The following is a 16,274-nucleotide window of genomic DNA, read 5'->3' as shown; positions in this document are numbered from 1 at the left end:
TAATGCATTGCTTTTTTTGCAGGATGCATTTCTTTTGACGTGGCCTCTGACTTTGGATACAATCATAAAGAGTTTACGAACTTGGGTTTACATATAACTGCTCAGTAGAACTGGAGGCACTAGCAAATGAATATTGTAAAGGAACCGCTCCCGGGTGGATCTGCACTCGCGCGCGACTATATAGAAAATTTTGAAAAGGTTAGTCATTTGTATGGTGGGGATTTCCGAAGTAAAGAGCGTAGAAGCACTCGGGCAGAGTGGCTGGATCGCAGTGAGAATCTCCGTGCCGACCGAACACAAATTGCTGAATGTCTCCGTCAATATAATGAGAAGCATAATTCACATGATGCGGTGAAGGCTTCGTTGGCGCTTTTGGAACAGCCGGGAACGTTAGTAGTTACTGGTGGGCAACAAAGCGGATTATTTACAGGACCACTACTTGTAGTGTATAAAGCAATGACAACCATTATGGCTGCAAAAGAAGCTGCTGAGCAGCTCGATCGACCTGTAGTGCCATTATTCTGGATCGCAGGTGAGGATCATGACTGGGATGAAGTGAATCATACGTATGTATTGAATCGTACGCAGGAGATCACAAAGATTAAGATAGAGAAATCAGAGGAGAAACGTTCCTCAGTGAGTAATATTCGTGTAGAAGAGGAAAGCTGGCAGCAAGTGGTGGAACAGCTGGATGGGATGCTTCAAGATAGTGACTTTAAACCGCAAATTATGGAATTCATTCGATCTTCTTCGTTTAGAGCAGATAGTATGACGGATGCTTTTGCCAAGCTAATGGGTTCTTTATTTGGTAAATTTGGTCTGATCCTGCTTGATTCTGCTGATCCTAATCTACGCAAGTTAGAAGAGCCATTCTTTACATCGCTAATTATGCAGAACGATGCACTGGAAACAGCGTATATGAATTCTGCTTCTGATATCGTGAACGCTGGGTATGAACTTCAAGCCGACGTTACGGCAGGCAATGCCAACCTCTTTTATATTCATGAAGGTGTACGGTTATTGCTTCACAAGAAGGATGGAGTCTTTGCCGATCGCAAGGGCCAGGTATCATTTACCCGTGAGGAATTACTAGAGGAAGTAAAAGCACATCCGGAACGCTTCAGCAACAACGTATTGACACGCCCGCTTATGCAGGATTATGTGTTGCCGGTTATAGCAACGGTGCTAGGTCAAGGAGAGATTGCTTATTGGGCCATTCCGCATCGTGCGTTTGAGGTGGTCGGGGGACAAATGCCTTTAATCATCCCAAGAATGTCTTTCACTGTGGTAGAAGGTACGCTTCATAAGCATATGGATAAATATCAACTAAGCTTTGAGGATGTAAGACAGGGACTAGATCGTAAAAGACATGAATGGCTGGCTGCACAGGATGAGCTGGGAATCGAACGTCGATTTGAGGAAACTAAAGCATCTTTCTCAGCTATGTACGAACCGCTCATCGAACAGCTTGGATCCATACAGGCAGGTCTACTTAAACTAGGAAATAACAATAAAGATAAGATTTTGGATCAGATTACTTTCTTACAAGCAAAGGCCCTAGATGCAATGGCGAAACAGAATGAAGCTGCAATCCGACAATGGGAGCGAATCGAGCTGTCGTTAATGCCACTGGGTAAACTGCAAGAAAGAGTATACAATATCATGTATTACTTGAACCGCTACGGACTTCCATGGTTGGATGAGCTGATGGCGATAGAACCGGATTATAGTGGGACACATCGCATCATTTATATGTAGGGAAGTAATGCTTCACAAAACAAAGTAGTAACGCTCACAAAACATGGATTATGCTTACGAAGCAAGTTTTGTACGAAGTATATTCAATGTAGTAACGCTCACAAAACATGGATTATGCTTACGAAGCAAGTTTTGTACGAAGTATATTCAATGTAGTAACGCTCACAAAACTTTTAGGAGGTTTCATTATGAGTTCAACTAATCAAAATAGTATCGTGGCTGATATGTCACTCGCACCCGAAGGACATTTGAAAATCGACTGGGTCCGTCAACATATGCCGGTATTGAACCGTATTCGTGAGCAGTTCGAAGCTGAACAGCCATTTAAAGGTCTAAAAGTCTCAATTACGCTTCATCTGGAAGCTAAAACCGCATATCTTGCGAAGGTTGTCAAAGCAGGCGGTGCAGAAGTAACTATTACCGGATCGAATCCGCTTTCCACCCAGGATGATGTATGTGCGGCACTTGTTGAGGACGGCATCACAGTATTTGCTAAATACAACCCGTCTCCCGAAGAGTTCAAAGCTCTGAATATCAAGGCACTCGAAAGCAAACCGGATTTGATCATTGATGATGGCGGGGATTTTGCTACATTGCTGCATTCGGAGCGTCCTGATCTGATGGAGAATATTCGCGGGGGTGCTGAAGAAACAACAACCGGCATCATTCGTCTAAAAGCTCTTCAAAAACAGGGTGTTTTGAAGTTCCCAATGGTCGCAGTAAATGATGCTTATTGCAAATATTTGTTTGATAACCGTTATGGCACAGGCCAATCTGCATGGGATGGCATTATTCGGACAACTAACCTGATCGTTGCGGGCAAAACCGTAGTTGTTGTCGGATACGGCTGGTGTGGTAAAGGTGTTGCGATGCGTGCCAAAGGTTTAGGTGCCAAAGTGGTTGTCACTGAAGTCGATGCCATTAAAGCCGTTGAAGCACATATGGACGGTTTCGAAGTGATGCCTATGCTGGAAGCTGCTAAGGTCGGTGATTTCTTCGTTACAGTTACAGGTAACCGTTATGTCATTCGCGGGGAGCATTATGATGTTATGAAGGACGGAGCAATCATGTGCAACGCAGGCCATTTCGACGTTGAAGTGAATAAGCCTGAATTGTCTGAAAGATCCGTATCCCAGCGAACTGTTCGCAAAAATATCGAAGAATACCAGCTTCGCGACGGCCGTAAACTATATCTGCTTGCAGAAGGCAGACTTGTAAATCTGGGTGCTGCGGATGGACACCCTGCCGAAATTATGGATACGACCTTTGCGCTTCAGGCGCTGTCGCTGAAATATGTAAATGATAATTATAAGAGCATTGGCGTAAAAGTTGAGAATGTTCCTTATGAGCTGGATGAGCAGGTAGCACGCTATAAGCTGGAAAGTCTAGGTATTAACATCGATAGCCTGACTCCAGCACAAGTGGATTATTTGGACAGCTGGAATTTAAACGATTAATTGCGGTACGCACAACGATAAAGAGTATTAACCAAGTCTACCTTGAACTGAAGCAACTTTTTAAAAATATAAGAGAGTATAAGTTTCACGATATACATTATCCTTATATTTCTCGCTTAAACGTTTCGCGTCCTTAAAAGGACGCCGAGGACGTTTATGCTTGAAAAGCCATGCAACGGACAAGATTCCGATTGTATGGCTTTTTTTATATTACACATTTAGACGCTAAACGTCCGTATTAGGATGCTCCAGGCGTTTATGCTAGGTGGAGAAATGTTTTTCGGGTAATGATCTATCTGATTTAGAAAAAATTTCCTTGCGCCAGAAAAAGGTTTTTGATTTTTAATGGCGAATCTATTATGCTTAAGTGGTGAAAAGTGGGGCAAAGTGGGGATTCGGGGATTAGGGGTGGGAAAAGGATGTTCATGGGAGAGTATCAACACAGCATTGACGACAAAGGCCGAATCATTATTCCGGCTAAACTTCGTGAATTGCTTGGAACCTCCTTTGTGGCGACCCGCGGCCTAGACTCCTGTCTATTTGTTTATCCCATGGAAGAATGGGCAATCATGGAACAAAAGCTAAAAAGCCTTTCACTGATGAAATCAGATGCCCGCGCATTCAGCCGCTTTTTTTTCTCAGGCGCAACAGAATGTGTATGGGATAAGCAGGGAAGGGTAAACCTGCCGGCCAATTTAAGGCAGTATGCCAAACTGGACAAAGACTGTGTTATTCTGGGCGTTTCGAACCGGGTGGAAATCTGGAACAAAGAGCTATGGGAGCAGTACTTCGAACAGTCCGAGGAATCGTTCAACGAAATTGCCGAAAAATTGGTGGATTTCAATTTTGATCTATAAAACACAATATCGAATACTGTCCTGGAGGGATGCAGCTTGTTTCACCACATCACGGTGCTTAAAGAAGAAGCGACAGAAGGGCTGCACATCAAAAAAGACGGAATCTATGTAGATTGCACTCTCGGTGGAGCGGGTCACAGCTCACTAATTGCTTCCAAGCTTAGCGGCGAAGGCCGATTAATCTGTTTGGACCAAGATGATTGGGCGCTGGAGAACGCTAAAGAGAGACTGGCCGAATACGGAGACAAGGTTGTACTTATTAAGACCAATTTCCGTGATCTGGAGAGTGTACTAAAGGATGTGCCCTTTGTACCACAAAAAGATGGCATTCCCCAAGTGGATGGAGTGCTCTTTGATCTTGGCGTATCATCTCCGCAGTTTGATGAGGGAGAGCGCGGATTTAGTTACAATCATGATGCTCCGCTGGACATGCGTATGGATCAGACAGCCCTTTTAACGGCTGCTGATATTGTGAATACGTGGTCTGAGCAAGAGATCGCCCGTGTGCTTTTTCAATATGGAGAAGAGAAGTTCTCGCGAAGAATCGCTAAGAAAATTGTAGACAGAAGAGAAGAAAGTCCTGTGGAGACCACCGGAGAATTAGCAGAGCTTATCAAGGAAGGTATTCCGGCTGCTGCACGAAGAACGGGAGGGCATCCCGCTAAACGGAGCTTTCAAGGTTTACGGATTGCTGTTAATGACGAGTTGGGTGCTTTTGAAGAAGGATTACATAGCGCAGTACGTTGCCTTGCACCAGAAGGTAGAGTCTCCGTTATCACTTTTCATTCACTCGAGGACCGAATTTGCAAACAAATACTAAGCAGTTATTTAAGCAGATGTACATGCCCGCCTGACTTTCCGTTTTGTGTATGCGGCGCGAAAGGCACGCTTAAGTTAATCAACCGCAAACCGCTTGTGCCCTCTGAGGAAGAGCTTGAGCTTAATACTCGAGCCCGTTCAGCTAAGCTGCGCATTGCAGAAAAATTGTAATTGACGATAAAGGAGAGTCAGAGATGGCCTATACCCGCGGCAATTTAGCAGTTCAGCCCAAAAGAAAAGAAGAGGTAAACCCCCTTTACCGCGAGAAGACAAAAGTAGTTACCAAACGAAGAGTACTTCCGCTGCAAGAGAAACTTTTGTATATGCTGACGCTAGGAGTATGCGTTTTGGTGGCTATCACCCTGATTTCACGTTACGTTCATATTTATGATTTGAACTTGCAGGCCCAGAAATTAGATAAGGAGATAGCGAGTGCTAAGAAGCAGATTTCCACGTATGAGATGGAGAAGCAAAATTTGGAGCAGAAGGTTGCCCAAAAGGCAAAGGATCTTGGCTACGTAGCACCGGATGAAAATACTACCATATTTATTCCGGCGAGTCCGCTATCGACTGAAGGCGATAATTAGTGAGCGATTGGCAAGATCGCAATAAAAAAAGTTGTGAGGTTCGCTTATGGTAAAGAGAATAAAACTTCGCACGCTGTTTATAGGAGGGTGTATTACCCTCTTTTTTCTTGTTTTGATAGCTAGAGTGTTCTGGATTCAAGTTGTGGAGGGTTCGGATTGGCAAGAAAAGGCTGCTACACTTTGGGCGCATACCTCGACTATCAAAGCAGAGCGAGGGACGATTTCTGACCGTAATGGGAGTGTGCTCGCTAGTGATGTCCCCGCTTATACTGTGGTTGTGAATCCGGCAGTCATTGCTGAAAAGGGAATCGGTGATGAGGTCGTCAAGGGATTGCATGAGCTACTCGGCAAGCCGGAAGATGAGCTACGGAAGCTGATAGAAGCTAAAGACGAGAACGGCAAATACCTCAAGAACCGTGAAGTTCGTAACGAAGGCTGGAAGATCGATCAGGAACTTGCTGATAAGGTGAAAGAATTTTATGTAGCCCTAGGTAAAGAACATAAAATTCAAGAGACTGGGATTGGTCTGGTTAGAGAGCAGAAACGATATTACCCTAAGGGTTCGCTTGCTGCGCATATTTTAGGGTATACAGATCGGGATGGCAAGGCGATTATGGGTCTGGAAAAATCCTTAGATGAACAGCTTAAGGGTTCCGATGGCAAGCTGCTTTATCAAAGTGACGGTCAAGGGGTTAAGCTGCCGGATTCGAAAGATACCTATAAACCCGTAGTAAATGGAAGTAATTTCAAGCTTACAATCGACAGTACGATCCAGAAATATATACAAGAGGCTATGGAAAAGGCATATGCGCAATATAAGCCGAAAAGTATGAGTGTCATTGCCGCTGATCCGAATACAATGGAGATTTTGGGGATGGCGAATATGCCTACCTTTAATCCAAATGAATTTTGGAAAACAGGGGCTGAAGGCGCAGGTTTCTATAATCATGCTATTAAATCAACTTACGAGCCTGGTTCGACCTTCAAAATTGTTACACTTGCTGCAGCTGTAGAAGAGAAGCTTTTTGATCCTGTAGCTACATTTTTGTCAGGATCTATCAGAATTAAGGGATACAGTAAGGCATTACATGATATTAATCGTTCCGGTTGGGGACAAATCAGTTTCCTCGAAGGTGTGAAGCGGTCTAGTAACGTCCTTTTTGTAAAACTTTATGAAATGCTAGGACAAGACAGACTTTTACAGTATATTGATGATTTTGGCTTCAATGAGAAGACTGGCATTGACCTGCCAGGAGAAGCAAAGGGGTTCGTAAATCCGAATCTTAACCGACCTATTGAAATTGCTACACTTGCTTATGGGCACGGAGTAATAGGTGTCACGCCGCTTCAACAGTTGGTTGCTGTATCTGCCATCGCTAATGGAGGGAAACTGATGACTCCGTATGTGGTGAAAGAGGTTACGAACCCAAACACCGGAGACACTAAGGTTACTCAGCCTAGTGTAGTGCGTCAGGTGATTGATGAGGCAAGCGCCAAGAAAACCGGTGAATATTTGGAGCAGGTTGTTGCCGACCAAGTCAAAGGAACCGGACGCAACGCTCATATTGAAGGTTACCGTGTGGCAGGGAAGACAGGAACGGCTATCAAGGTTGAAGGTAAGGATTACGTGAAGTCCAAAGTACTGGTTTCCTTTATTGGTTATGCGCCTGTGAATGATCCAAAAATCGCTGTTATTGTTATTATTGATGAACCGAACGTTGAGGTTGGCGGTGGTAAAGCTGCAGCTCCTGTATTTAAAGAAATCGTATCTCAGTCTCTCCAATACATGGGAGTTCCAAAGTTGGCAACTGAAACTAGCGATAAGGATAGTAAAAAAACAGTTAAAACAGATGCCCCTGCGCTCCGGACCACACCTGATCTGACGGGGAAAACGATGAAGGAAGCAAGAGAAACGCTTCTGGATCAAGGCTTTGATTTTGAAGTGGTCGGTGAAGGAGCTTCTGTTGAAACCCAATATCCAGAGGCTGGAACCAAGCTTGTTCAAGGACAGCGTATATATCTATTAAGCAAGCAAGGGGACAAGCCTACTATTCCTAAGTTACAAGGAGAGTCTCTGCGTGATGCACTTGAGGTTCTTACCCTACTAAAAGTGGAGATTGCGGTAGAAGGCGAAGGATATGTCTCGGAACAGATTGAAGGAACAAAGAACGGCAAGACATTGGTAACCTTGAAGATGAAGCCATTAAACGATAATAGTGAAGATGTTCCTGCATCCTCATCTGCTGATGAGGGTACAGAATCGGAGAGCGGGCCATAGGCTTGTTCTAACCCCTGTTTGTCCCGAATAGTCATGAAGATAAGAGCTCATGTCTATAGGTGAAAGCGGGGGAGAACGGAATGAAGGTTTCGAAAGTTGTAACACGGCGGAGAATGCTGTGGACGCTGCTGGGACTGGCAGTGTTATTCGGTTCGCTGGTCGTGCGTCTTGCTTACGTGCAATTATCCCAAGGCGAGAAATTAAGTGACAAGGTAGAAGATTCCTTGCGCCGCAATATTCCTTTTACCGCCAAGCGTGGTGAAATTTTGGATCGTGAAGGAATACCGCTGGCCTATAATATCAGCACACCTACAGTTTATGCGGTGCCTGTGCAGGTAAAGGAGAAGGAAAAGACAGCGCAGCAATTGGCGCCTCTGCTTGGGATGACCGAGGAGAAGCTGATGAGCTTGCTGACTAAAAAATCAATGTCGGTGAAACTTCAGCCCGGCGGCCGCAAAATTACGATGGAACTTGCCGCGAGCATCCGTGATTTGCAGTTGCCGGGCATCGTTGTCGCTGAGGATAGCAAAAGGTATTATCCTTACGGCGATCTTGCCGCACACATCCTAGGCTTTACAGGTATTGATAACCAAGGGATTACCGGAGTCGAGAACATATACGACAATTTGCTTAAAGGCATAGCAGGCAATATTTCGTATTTGTCTGATGCAGGTGGAAGACTCATGCCTGGATCATCGGAGAAGTATTCTGCCCCTCAGGATGGACTTAATCTGCAATTGACGATTGATAAACAGATTCAATCCATTATGGAGCGCGAGCTTGATCAAGCTATGGTAAAATATCAGGCGCAGGGTGCTTGGGCTATAGCGATGAATCCGAAGAATGGTGAGATTCTGGCCATGGCTAGTAGACCTGGTTATGAACCGGGGCTATATAAGGAATATGATCCACAGATCTATAATCGGAATTTGCCCATTTGGATGACCTACGAACCTGGTTCGACGTTCAAAATCATCACACTGGCTGCAGCACTGCAAGAAGGGAAGGTAGACCTGCAAAATGATCATTTCTATGATCCCGGGTTTATCGAAGTTGCAGGTGCAAAGCTGCGCTGTTGGAAAAAAGGCGGGCACGGCAGTCAAACCTTTCTACAAGTAGTTGAGAACTCCTGTAACCCCGGGTTTGTCGCTCTTGGGCAACGGTTGGGAAAAGAAACGCTCTTCAAATATATCCGTGATTTTGGCTTCGGCAGCAAAACCGGAATTGATTTAAATGGAGAATCTAATGGGATTCTGTTCAAGCTCAATCAAGTAGGTCCGGTAGAACTCTCGACTACAGCCTTCGGCCAAGGGGTCTCGGTTACGCCTATTCAGCAGATTGCTGCGGTATCGGCCGCTATTAACGGTGGTAATCTCTATAAACCGCATGTATCAAAAGCATGGGTGAATCCGGAAACTGGTGAAACCGTATCGGAAGTAAAGCCAGAGCTTGTACGGCAAGTTATTTCGGAGGAAACGTCTAAGAAGGTGCGGGCAGCACTTGAGAGCGTAGTTGCCAAAGGCACGGGACGGCCGGCTTTCATAGACGGCTATCGTGTAGGTGGTAAGACGGGTACTGCACAAAAGGTCATTAACGGACGTTATTCTCCAACGGAGCACATCGTTTCTTTTATAGGTTTTGCACCTGCGGATGATCCACAAATTGTGGTGTATACTGCGGTTGATAACCCGAAAGGGATTCAATTCGGAGGTGTTGTTGCAGCTCCAATTGTGCAGAATATTTTGGAGGACTCACTACACTATATGAAAGTCCCGGAACGCAGTGACCAGCTTCCAAAAACGTATAAGTATGGGGAAACTCCGATTGTGACCGTGCCTGATCTTACAGGAGCAACGGTGCAGGATATCTATGAGGATTTAAATATGAATTTTAATCTGGCGCGTTCAGGCTCCGGCAATACAGTCATCAACCAAGCTCCGAAAGCTGGGGCTAGAGTAGAACAGGGCTCAACCATCAGGATTTATATGGGAGCTTCTAGTGAATAATGATAAAGGTATAAGGTTTAAGTTCGTATCCGAAAATGTAGAGTGAGGGATTACTATGAAAGTTAATGAATTGTCTGCTTGTCTTGCTACTTCGCGTCTATATGGGGATGGGGAGGTGGAGATTACTGATCTTCAGACGGATTCCCGCCGTGTAAGTCCGGGAGATCTATTTATTTGTTTACCCGGTCACACCGTAGACGGACACAAGTATGCTCCGCAAGCTGTAGCCTCTGGAGCATCCGCTATCGTATGTGAGCGTAAGCTAGAGCTTGATATTCCACAGATCGTTGTCGACGACTGCCGGTTCGCGATGTCTGTCATGTCGAATGCATTCTTTGGCTCACCTAGCAGCCGTATGAGAATGATCGGCGTTACGGGTACAAATGGTAAGACAACAACGACTTATCTTATTGAGCGGATTATGCAAGACCAGAATATGAAGACGGGTCTGATTGGAACCATTCAAATGCGTTATGACGGCCAAAGCTATCCGATGTCAGGCACTACTCCAGAATCGCTAGATCTGCAGCGCTCGCTTCATGATATGGCATCCAAAGGTGTGGAGTGTTGTGTAATGGAGGTTTCCTCTCACGCGCTTCAGCAAGGACGTGTGAAGGGTGCGGACTTCCGTACGGCAATATTTACGAACTTAACCCAGGATCATCTGGATTATCATCATACAATGGAGGAGTATCGGGCGGTTAAAGGTCTCTTCTTCTCTAGACTAGGAAATGTGATCTCCCCTTGGAAAGAAGAACGTAAATATGCAGTACTTAATGCTGATGATGAAGCCAGCCATTATTTTGCAGCCCAAACTGCGGCGGAAGTGATTACATATGGCATTGATAACAACGCTAATGTCAGGGCTTCGCAAATATCGATCACTGCAAAAGGAACTTTTTTCCATGTGGATACGTTTAAGGGTGAGACGGACATTTCACTTCGTATGGTTGGCAAGTTCAATGTCTATAATGCACTTGCAGCAATTACGGCTGCACTGTTGGAAGATGTGTCATTGTCAGATATCAAGACTAGTCTTGAGGCGATTGATGGGGTAGCTGGACGGGTGGAGTCAGTGGATGAGGGGCAAGAATATGCCGTTATCGTTGACTATGCACATACACCAGACGGGCTGGAAAATGTATTAAGAACGGTCTGCGAATTTGCTACAGGAAAAGTGCTTACTGTGTTTGGCTGTGGAGGAGACAGAGATCGCACAAAACGCCCTTTAATGGGTAAGATAGCCGCAAAATATAGCGATATGGTGTTCGTAACCTCTGACAACCCTCGGACGGAGGACCCTGGGCTAATTCTGAAGGATATAGAAGCAGGATTAGTGGAGGATGGAGTTACCTCTGATCGATATCATATGATTGTTGATCGCCGTGAAGCGATTGGGAAGGCTATTGAAATGGCAAGCTCTGGCGATGTAGTATTGATTGCGGGGAAAGGTCATGAGACCTATCAACTAATTGGTGGAGTGGTTCACGATTTCGATGACCGCATCGTCGCTAAAGAAGTTATAAGGGGTCGAAGCTATTGATTACAAGAACACTGGGACAAATTGCTGTGATGTGCGCAGGTGAACTTCCTGCTGCCGAAGCTATGAATATACCTCTTACGGGCGTCGTTACTGACTCCCGTAAGATAACAACAGGCTGTCTATTTGTCCCTCTATCGGGTGACAAATTTGATGGTCATCATTATGCTGCTTCAGCTCTTGCTGCTGGCGCTGCAGGGACCTTGTGGCAGCGTGATAAAGGTCCTGCACCTGAGGGCGGCGGGGTCATTATTGTTGAAGATACGCTAGAGGCGCTTCAAAAGCTGTCCGCTGCGTACTTGAATGAGGTCGCTCCAAAGGTTGTCGCTGTTACGGGCAGCAACGGAAAAACAACGACAAAAGACATCATCATGGCCTTGCTCGAAATGCAGTACAAGGTGCATAAGACAGAGGGGAACTTCAATAATCATATTGGTCTTCCGCTTACGATTCTATCTATGGCTGAGGATACAGAGATTGCTGTTCTTGAAATGGGTATGAGCTCGCGGGGAGAAATTGCTCTGCTGGCTTCTTTGGCTAGACCTGATATTGCAGTCATTACTAATATAGGCGAGTCGCATCTGCTGCAACTAGGATCACGCAAAGAAATTGCCCGTGCCAAGCTGGAGATAGTTGAAGGGTTAAAGCCCGGTGGATTGCTAATTTATAACGGTGATGAACCGCTGCTGACTGAGGTAATGCAAGAGTCCACTTTTGAGGCTCCGGAGGGGATGGTATCCTTTCGTTTTGGCCTGAACGGGGATAATGATGATTATCCGACAGGGATGATGTCCCATAATGGTGGTATGACGTTTACGTCAAACCTTCATAAGGAACATGCTTTTACATTACCGCTGCCAGGTCAGCATAACGTTGTTAACGCGTTGGCTGCATTAGCGGTCGCTCGCCATTTTGGGGTAACGGATCAAAATGTAGAGAATGGGTTAAGTAAGCTCAAGTTGACGGGCATGCGGATTGAAGTGATTCGGGCTTCTTCCGGGCTTACACTTTTGAATGATGCTTATAATGCCAGTCCGACTTCTATGAAGGCGGCCATTGACGTGCTCCAAACTATGAAATGCAGTGGCAAAAAAATCGCAGTACTGGGGGACATGCTGGAACTAGGGCCGGATGAAATACAGTTTCATAAAGAAATTGGCTACTACCTTGACCCCGCAGTGACTGATTTTGTATATACCTATGGCCCATTGTCAGTCCATATTGCAGAAGCTGCGAAGGAAAGATTCGGTAACGAGCGTGTGCTGGCTTTTACAGATAAGTCAGAATTAACAGCTGCTCTTATCGAGAAATGCAGTTCTAAGGATATTGTTCTGTTCAAAGGATCTAGAGGGATGAGGCTTGAGGAAGTACTTCAGAGCCTTAATCAAGAGAATAAACAGACCTAAATAAATGGAGGGGGTGCACCCATGGATTATCAACTATTGTTATTGACTATTGCTGTTTCTTTTATCCTTGCGGTCATTGCCGCTCCGCTCTTCATTCCGCTTCTGCGCAGGATGAAATTCGGACAGCAGGTGCGAGATGACGGACCGCAATCCCATTTAAAGAAAGCGGGAACGCCAACGATGGGCGGTATCGTAATCATCGTGGCTTTTACATTGGCTTATCTGAAATTTTCTGTGGTGAATAACGATTTTTACGTACTACTAGTGGCTACGCTTGGTTTTGGACTGATCGGATTTTTGGATGATTATATCAAAATCGTATTCAAGCGTTCGTTGGGTCTTACTGCGCGTCAAAAATTGTTCGGACAGCTGTTGGTAGGTGCTGTAATGTGCGGTCTGCTAATTTCTGCTGGACATAGCACAAGTATCAGCGTTCCGGGAACTGATTTCAGCTTTGACTGGGGCGGCTTTTTCTACTATCCATTCATTATCATTATGATGATGGCCGTAACGAATGCTGTTAACTTTACTGATGGAGTAGATGGTTTGCTGTCAGGAGTAAGTGCTATTGCTTTGGCGGCTTATGCTGTTGTAGCTATGCAGGCTACCTCGATTGCAGCTGGAGTGTGCGCAGCGGCAATGATTGGGGCAGTTCTCGGGTTTCTGGTCTTTAACGCCCATCCAGCTAAGGTGTTCATGGGAGATACCGGATCATTTGGTATTGGCGGCGCGATAGGTGCAATTGCTATTGTCACGAAGAGCGAACTGCTGTTTCTTATCATTGGCGGTGTGTTTGTGGTGGAAATGTTATCTGTCGTGATACAGGTGGTCTCTTTCAAAACCCGTGGAAAACGTGTATTTAGAATGAGCCCGATTCACCATCATTTTGAACTTGGTGGCTGGTCGGAATGGCGTGTGGTAATTTCGTTCTGGGCGGTAAGTTTGGTATTAGCCGCTGTTGGACTATTTATTAGCAAGGGGTTGTAGCGAATGAAACATCCAGATATGTATCGTGGTGAAGAAGTTGTAGTTCTTGGGCTCGCAAAAAGCGGTGTCCAGGTTGCTAAAGTGCTGCATGATCGAGGCGCTGTAGTTACGGTGAACGATAAAAAGGAAAGAGATCAAAGTCCCGAAGCTTCCGAATTGGAATCTTTGGGAATTTGTGTTATAAGCGGTGGGCATCCGGATGGACTGATTCATGAAGGTGTAAGTCTGGTCATTAAGAATCCAGGCATTCCTTATTCTGCGCCTCCTGTGCAAAAGGCTCTTGAGCTTGGCATTGAAGTAGTTACAGAGGTAGAGGTTGCTTACCGTCTTTGTGCAGCGCCGATGATTGGCATCACGGGATCCAATGGCAAGACAACAACGACGACCTGGGTGGGTCAAATGCTGGAAGCCGCAGGTATGAATCCGATTGTTGCAGGTAACATTGGCACGCCTCTCTGTGAGGCTGCGCAAGAAGCTACAGAGGATAACTGGATGGTGGTCGAACTCAGCAGCTTCCAGCTCAAAGGTACGGAAACTTTCCGCCCCAAAATAGGCTGTTTGTTGAATATTGCGGAGACCCACCTGGATTATCATGGGAGCATGAAGGATTATGTCGATTCCAAAGCAAAGCTGTTCGCTAATCAAGTAGCTACGGATACGGCTGTGCTGAACTGGGACGATCCCTTTTGCCGGGAACTTGTGCCATATATGAAGGCTACTATTCTTCCGTTCTCTATGTCCGAGGAGCTCACTCATGGTGTGTTTGTTAGCCCGTCCTATATTACGGATCAAGACGACGACCTGAAGCGCCGGATCATCTACCGCGAATCTGCAGAACAAGAAACAATCATTGCTGATGTAGATTCCATTGGCCTTCCGGGGCGTTTCAACGTGGGAAATGCACTGGCTGCATGTGCCATTGCCATTGCTGCTGGAGCTGACCCTTCTTTATTGGGCGAAGTGCTTGCTTCGTTTCGCGGTGTGGAGCACCGGCTGGAGTATGTAGCTGATAAGGCTGGGGCCACTTATTATAATAATTCCAAAGCAACGAACTCCAAAGCGACGATTATGGCATTAACGTCCTTCAAACGCCCCGTAGTGCTGATCGCTGGCGGATTAGACCGTGGTTCCGATTATTTGGAGCTGCTGCCTGTCCTGAGCGGTCGTGTTAAAGCGCTAGTAGCGTTAGGGGAAACTAAGGACAAGCTAACGAATGTAGCGCAGCTGGCAGGATTAAAGCAGATTATCTCCGTCGATAATGGGGAGAGTGCCGCCGCCGTGCTTGAGCAAGCTGTGCAGGAAGCTTCCGCTCTGGCGGAAGAAGGAGATATCGTTCTTTTGTCTCCTGCATGTGCAAGTTGGGATATGTTTACATCCTATGAAGAGCGCGGGCGTATTTTTAAAGAGGCGGTGCATAACCTTTAAGTAGGGGGGTGGATAAGCCCCATCCCTACTACGGATGCAAGAGGTGTGCTCCTGATGAACAAAACTCGTCATGCTCCCGATATTTGGTTGCTGATTCCTATTCTATCTTTGCTGGTGATCGGCATGGTGATGGTATACAGCGCCGGGTCCGTTCTGGGCTTCCGCAATTATGGAGATTCGTTTTACTTTGTAAAAAGACAGCTTTTGTTTGCAGGACTGGGACTAGTCGCAATGTTCGTTACGGCGAATACCGATTACAGGGTGTTGAAAAAGCTGGCTAAGCCGGCACTTCTGATCTGCTTTTTCTTACTTGTTATTGTGCTTATCCCCGGTATTGGTGTAGTACGTGGGGGCGCGCGCAGTTGGCTAGGAATTAGCTCTTTCGGGATTCAGCCTTCCGAGTTCATGAAGATGGGGATGATTCTATTCTTAGCCAACTGGCTAGGAAAAGAGGAATACGACATCACCTCCTTCACACGCGGCTTGCTCCCACCGCTTGCGCTCATTGGGTCAGCCTTCGCACTGATTATGCTGCAGCCGGATCTGGGTACAGGCACTGTTATGTTTGGTGCAGCCTTGATGATGGTCTTCACAGCTGGGGCTAGAATGAAGCATTTACTTTCACTTGGCGTAGCTGGAGCAGCAGGGTTTGTTGCTTTGATTGCAGCAGCGCCTTACCGGCTGCAGCGGATTACCGCTTTTCTTGATCCTTGGTCCGACCCCCTTGGTGCAGGCTACCAGATTATTCAGTCGCTATATGCGATCGGTCCTGGGGGGCTCGGTGGTCTCGGATTAGGAATGAGTCGGCAGAAGTACAGTTATGTTCCTGAGCCACAAACTGATTTTATTTTTTCTATATTGGCCGAGGAGCTGGGGTTTATCGGTGGTTTGGCTGTGTTGATCCTATTTCTTATTCTAATCTGGCGTGGGATGAAGGTGGCGATGAGTCTGCCTGACCGTTTTGGAAGCTATCTGGCCGTTGGCATCGTCTGTATGGTGGCTGTGCAAGTCATTATTAATATTGGTGTTGTTATCGGTCTAATGCCTGTAACAGGCATCACGCTTCCTCTGATTAGCTATGGCGGGTCTTCGCTTACACTGATGCTGACATCCCTTGGCATTCTATTGAACTTATCCCGTTTTGCGAGGTGAAA

General features: G+C 46.0%; 12 protein-coding genes. All 12 read left to right on the top strand.

Translation table 11 applies throughout. The annotated features are described in order from the left end of the window. The first annotated feature begins 126 nt into the window (after positions 1–126). The 12 genes from bshC (at position 127) to spoVE (ending at position 16,272) form a co-directional block, all read left to right on the top strand. Entirely contained in the window at positions 127–1,758 is a 1,632-nt protein-coding gene (gene bshC, locus R50345_RS22480) for a bacillithiol biosynthesis cysteine-adding enzyme BshC (protein WP_042130260.1), read from the top strand. A gap of 188 nt (positions 1,759–1,946) precedes the next feature. Continuing rightward, positions 1,947–3,215, top strand: coding sequence for an adenosylhomocysteinase (locus R50345_RS22475; RefSeq protein WP_042130258.1), 1,269 nt, complete (start codon positions 1,947–1,949; stop codon positions 3,213–3,215). Positions 3,216–3,634: 419 nt separating this feature from the next. After that, a complete protein-coding gene (gene mraZ, locus R50345_RS22470; protein WP_042130255.1) occupies positions 3,635–4,072 on the top strand; it encodes a division/cell wall cluster transcriptional repressor MraZ in 438 nt (145 codons plus the stop codon). Positions 4,073–4,108: 36 nt separating this feature from the next. Beyond that, positions 4,109–5,062: a 16S rRNA (cytosine(1402)-N(4))-methyltransferase RsmH gene (gene rsmH, locus R50345_RS22465; protein WP_042130253.1), complete on the top strand. Its 954-nt coding sequence runs from the start codon at positions 4,109–4,111 to the stop codon at positions 5,060–5,062. A 23-nt stretch (positions 5,063–5,085) separates the two neighbouring features. After that, complete coding sequence (locus R50345_RS22460; protein ID WP_042130250.1) at positions 5,086–5,478, top strand: septum formation initiator family protein; 393 nt, start codon at positions 5,086–5,088, stop codon at positions 5,476–5,478. Between the two features lie 112 nt (positions 5,479–5,590). After that, complete coding sequence (locus R50345_RS22455) at positions 5,591–7,756, top strand: penicillin-binding transpeptidase domain-containing protein (protein ID WP_231573881.1); 2,166 nt, start codon at positions 5,591–5,593, stop codon at positions 7,754–7,756. Positions 7,757–7,836: 80 nt separating this feature from the next. Then, a complete protein-coding gene (locus R50345_RS22450) occupies positions 7,837–9,762 on the top strand; it encodes a stage V sporulation protein D (RefSeq protein ID WP_042130246.1) in 1,926 nt (641 codons plus the stop codon). A 55-nt stretch (positions 9,763–9,817) separates the two neighbouring features. Next, positions 9,818–11,305 (top strand): UDP-N-acetylmuramoyl-L-alanyl-D-glutamate--2,6-diaminopimelate ligase, encoded by a 1,488-nt coding sequence (locus R50345_RS22445; RefSeq protein ID WP_042130243.1) that lies wholly within the window; start codon positions 9,818–9,820, stop codon positions 11,303–11,305. Further along, positions 11,302–12,708, top strand: a complete 1,407-nt coding sequence (locus R50345_RS22440; protein ID WP_042130242.1) for a UDP-N-acetylmuramoyl-tripeptide--D-alanyl-D-alanine ligase — start codon at positions 11,302–11,304, stop codon at positions 12,706–12,708. Before R50345_RS22445 ends, R50345_RS22440 begins: the two co-directional genes overlap by 4 nt. Before the next feature lie 21 nt (positions 12,709–12,729). Further along, positions 12,730–13,695: a phospho-N-acetylmuramoyl-pentapeptide-transferase gene (gene mraY, locus R50345_RS22435; protein ID WP_042130241.1), complete on the top strand. Its 966-nt coding sequence runs from the start codon at positions 12,730–12,732 to the stop codon at positions 13,693–13,695. A gap of 3 nt (positions 13,696–13,698) precedes the next feature. After that, positions 13,699–15,120 carry a UDP-N-acetylmuramoyl-L-alanine--D-glutamate ligase gene (gene murD, locus R50345_RS22430; RefSeq protein WP_042130239.1) on the top strand — a complete coding sequence of 474 codons (1,422 nt, stop codon included), beginning with the start codon at positions 13,699–13,701 and terminating at the stop codon, positions 15,118–15,120. Positions 15,121–15,174: 54 nt separating this feature from the next. Beyond that, positions 15,175–16,272 (top strand): stage V sporulation protein E, encoded by a 1,098-nt coding sequence (gene spoVE, locus R50345_RS22425; RefSeq protein WP_042130238.1) that lies wholly within the window; start codon positions 15,175–15,177, stop codon positions 16,270–16,272. Positions 16,273–16,274 lie beyond the last annotated feature (2 nt).

Origin of the sequence: Paenibacillus sp. FSL R5-0345 (assembly GCF_000758585.1) — a bacterium.
Taxonomy (GTDB): Bacteria; Bacillota; Bacilli; order Paenibacillales; family Paenibacillaceae; genus Paenibacillus_AQ.
This window is presented reverse-complemented; position numbering and strand designations above follow the sequence as displayed.

What these genes read in the sequence shown, in the direction of transcription:
- murD (WP_042130239.1), top strand. Translation starts at nt 13,699, where the DNA reads ATGAAACATCCAGATATGTATCGTGGTGAAGAAGTTGTAGTTCTTGGG.
- bshC (WP_042130260.1), top strand. Translation starts at nt 127, where the DNA reads ATGAATATTGTAAAGGAACCGCTCCCGGGTGGATCTGCACTCGCGCGC.
- mraY (WP_042130241.1), top strand. Translation starts at nt 12,730, where the DNA reads ATGGATTATCAACTATTGTTATTGACTATTGCTGTTTCTTTTATCCTT.
- mraZ (WP_042130255.1), top strand. Translation starts at nt 3,635, where the DNA reads ATGTTCATGGGAGAGTATCAACACAGCATTGACGACAAAGGCCGAATC.
- R50345_RS22445 (WP_042130243.1), top strand. Translation starts at nt 9,818, where the DNA reads ATGAAAGTTAATGAATTGTCTGCTTGTCTTGCTACTTCGCGTCTATAT.
- R50345_RS22450 (WP_042130246.1), top strand. Translation starts at nt 7,837, where the DNA reads ATGAAGGTTTCGAAAGTTGTAACACGGCGGAGAATGCTGTGGACGCTG.
- spoVE (WP_042130238.1), top strand. Translation starts at nt 15,175, where the DNA reads ATGAACAAAACTCGTCATGCTCCCGATATTTGGTTGCTGATTCCTATT.
- R50345_RS22460 (WP_042130250.1), top strand. Translation starts at nt 5,086, where the DNA reads ATGGCCTATACCCGCGGCAATTTAGCAGTTCAGCCCAAAAGAAAAGAA.
- R50345_RS22475 (WP_042130258.1), top strand. Translation starts at nt 1,947, where the DNA reads ATGAGTTCAACTAATCAAAATAGTATCGTGGCTGATATGTCACTCGCA.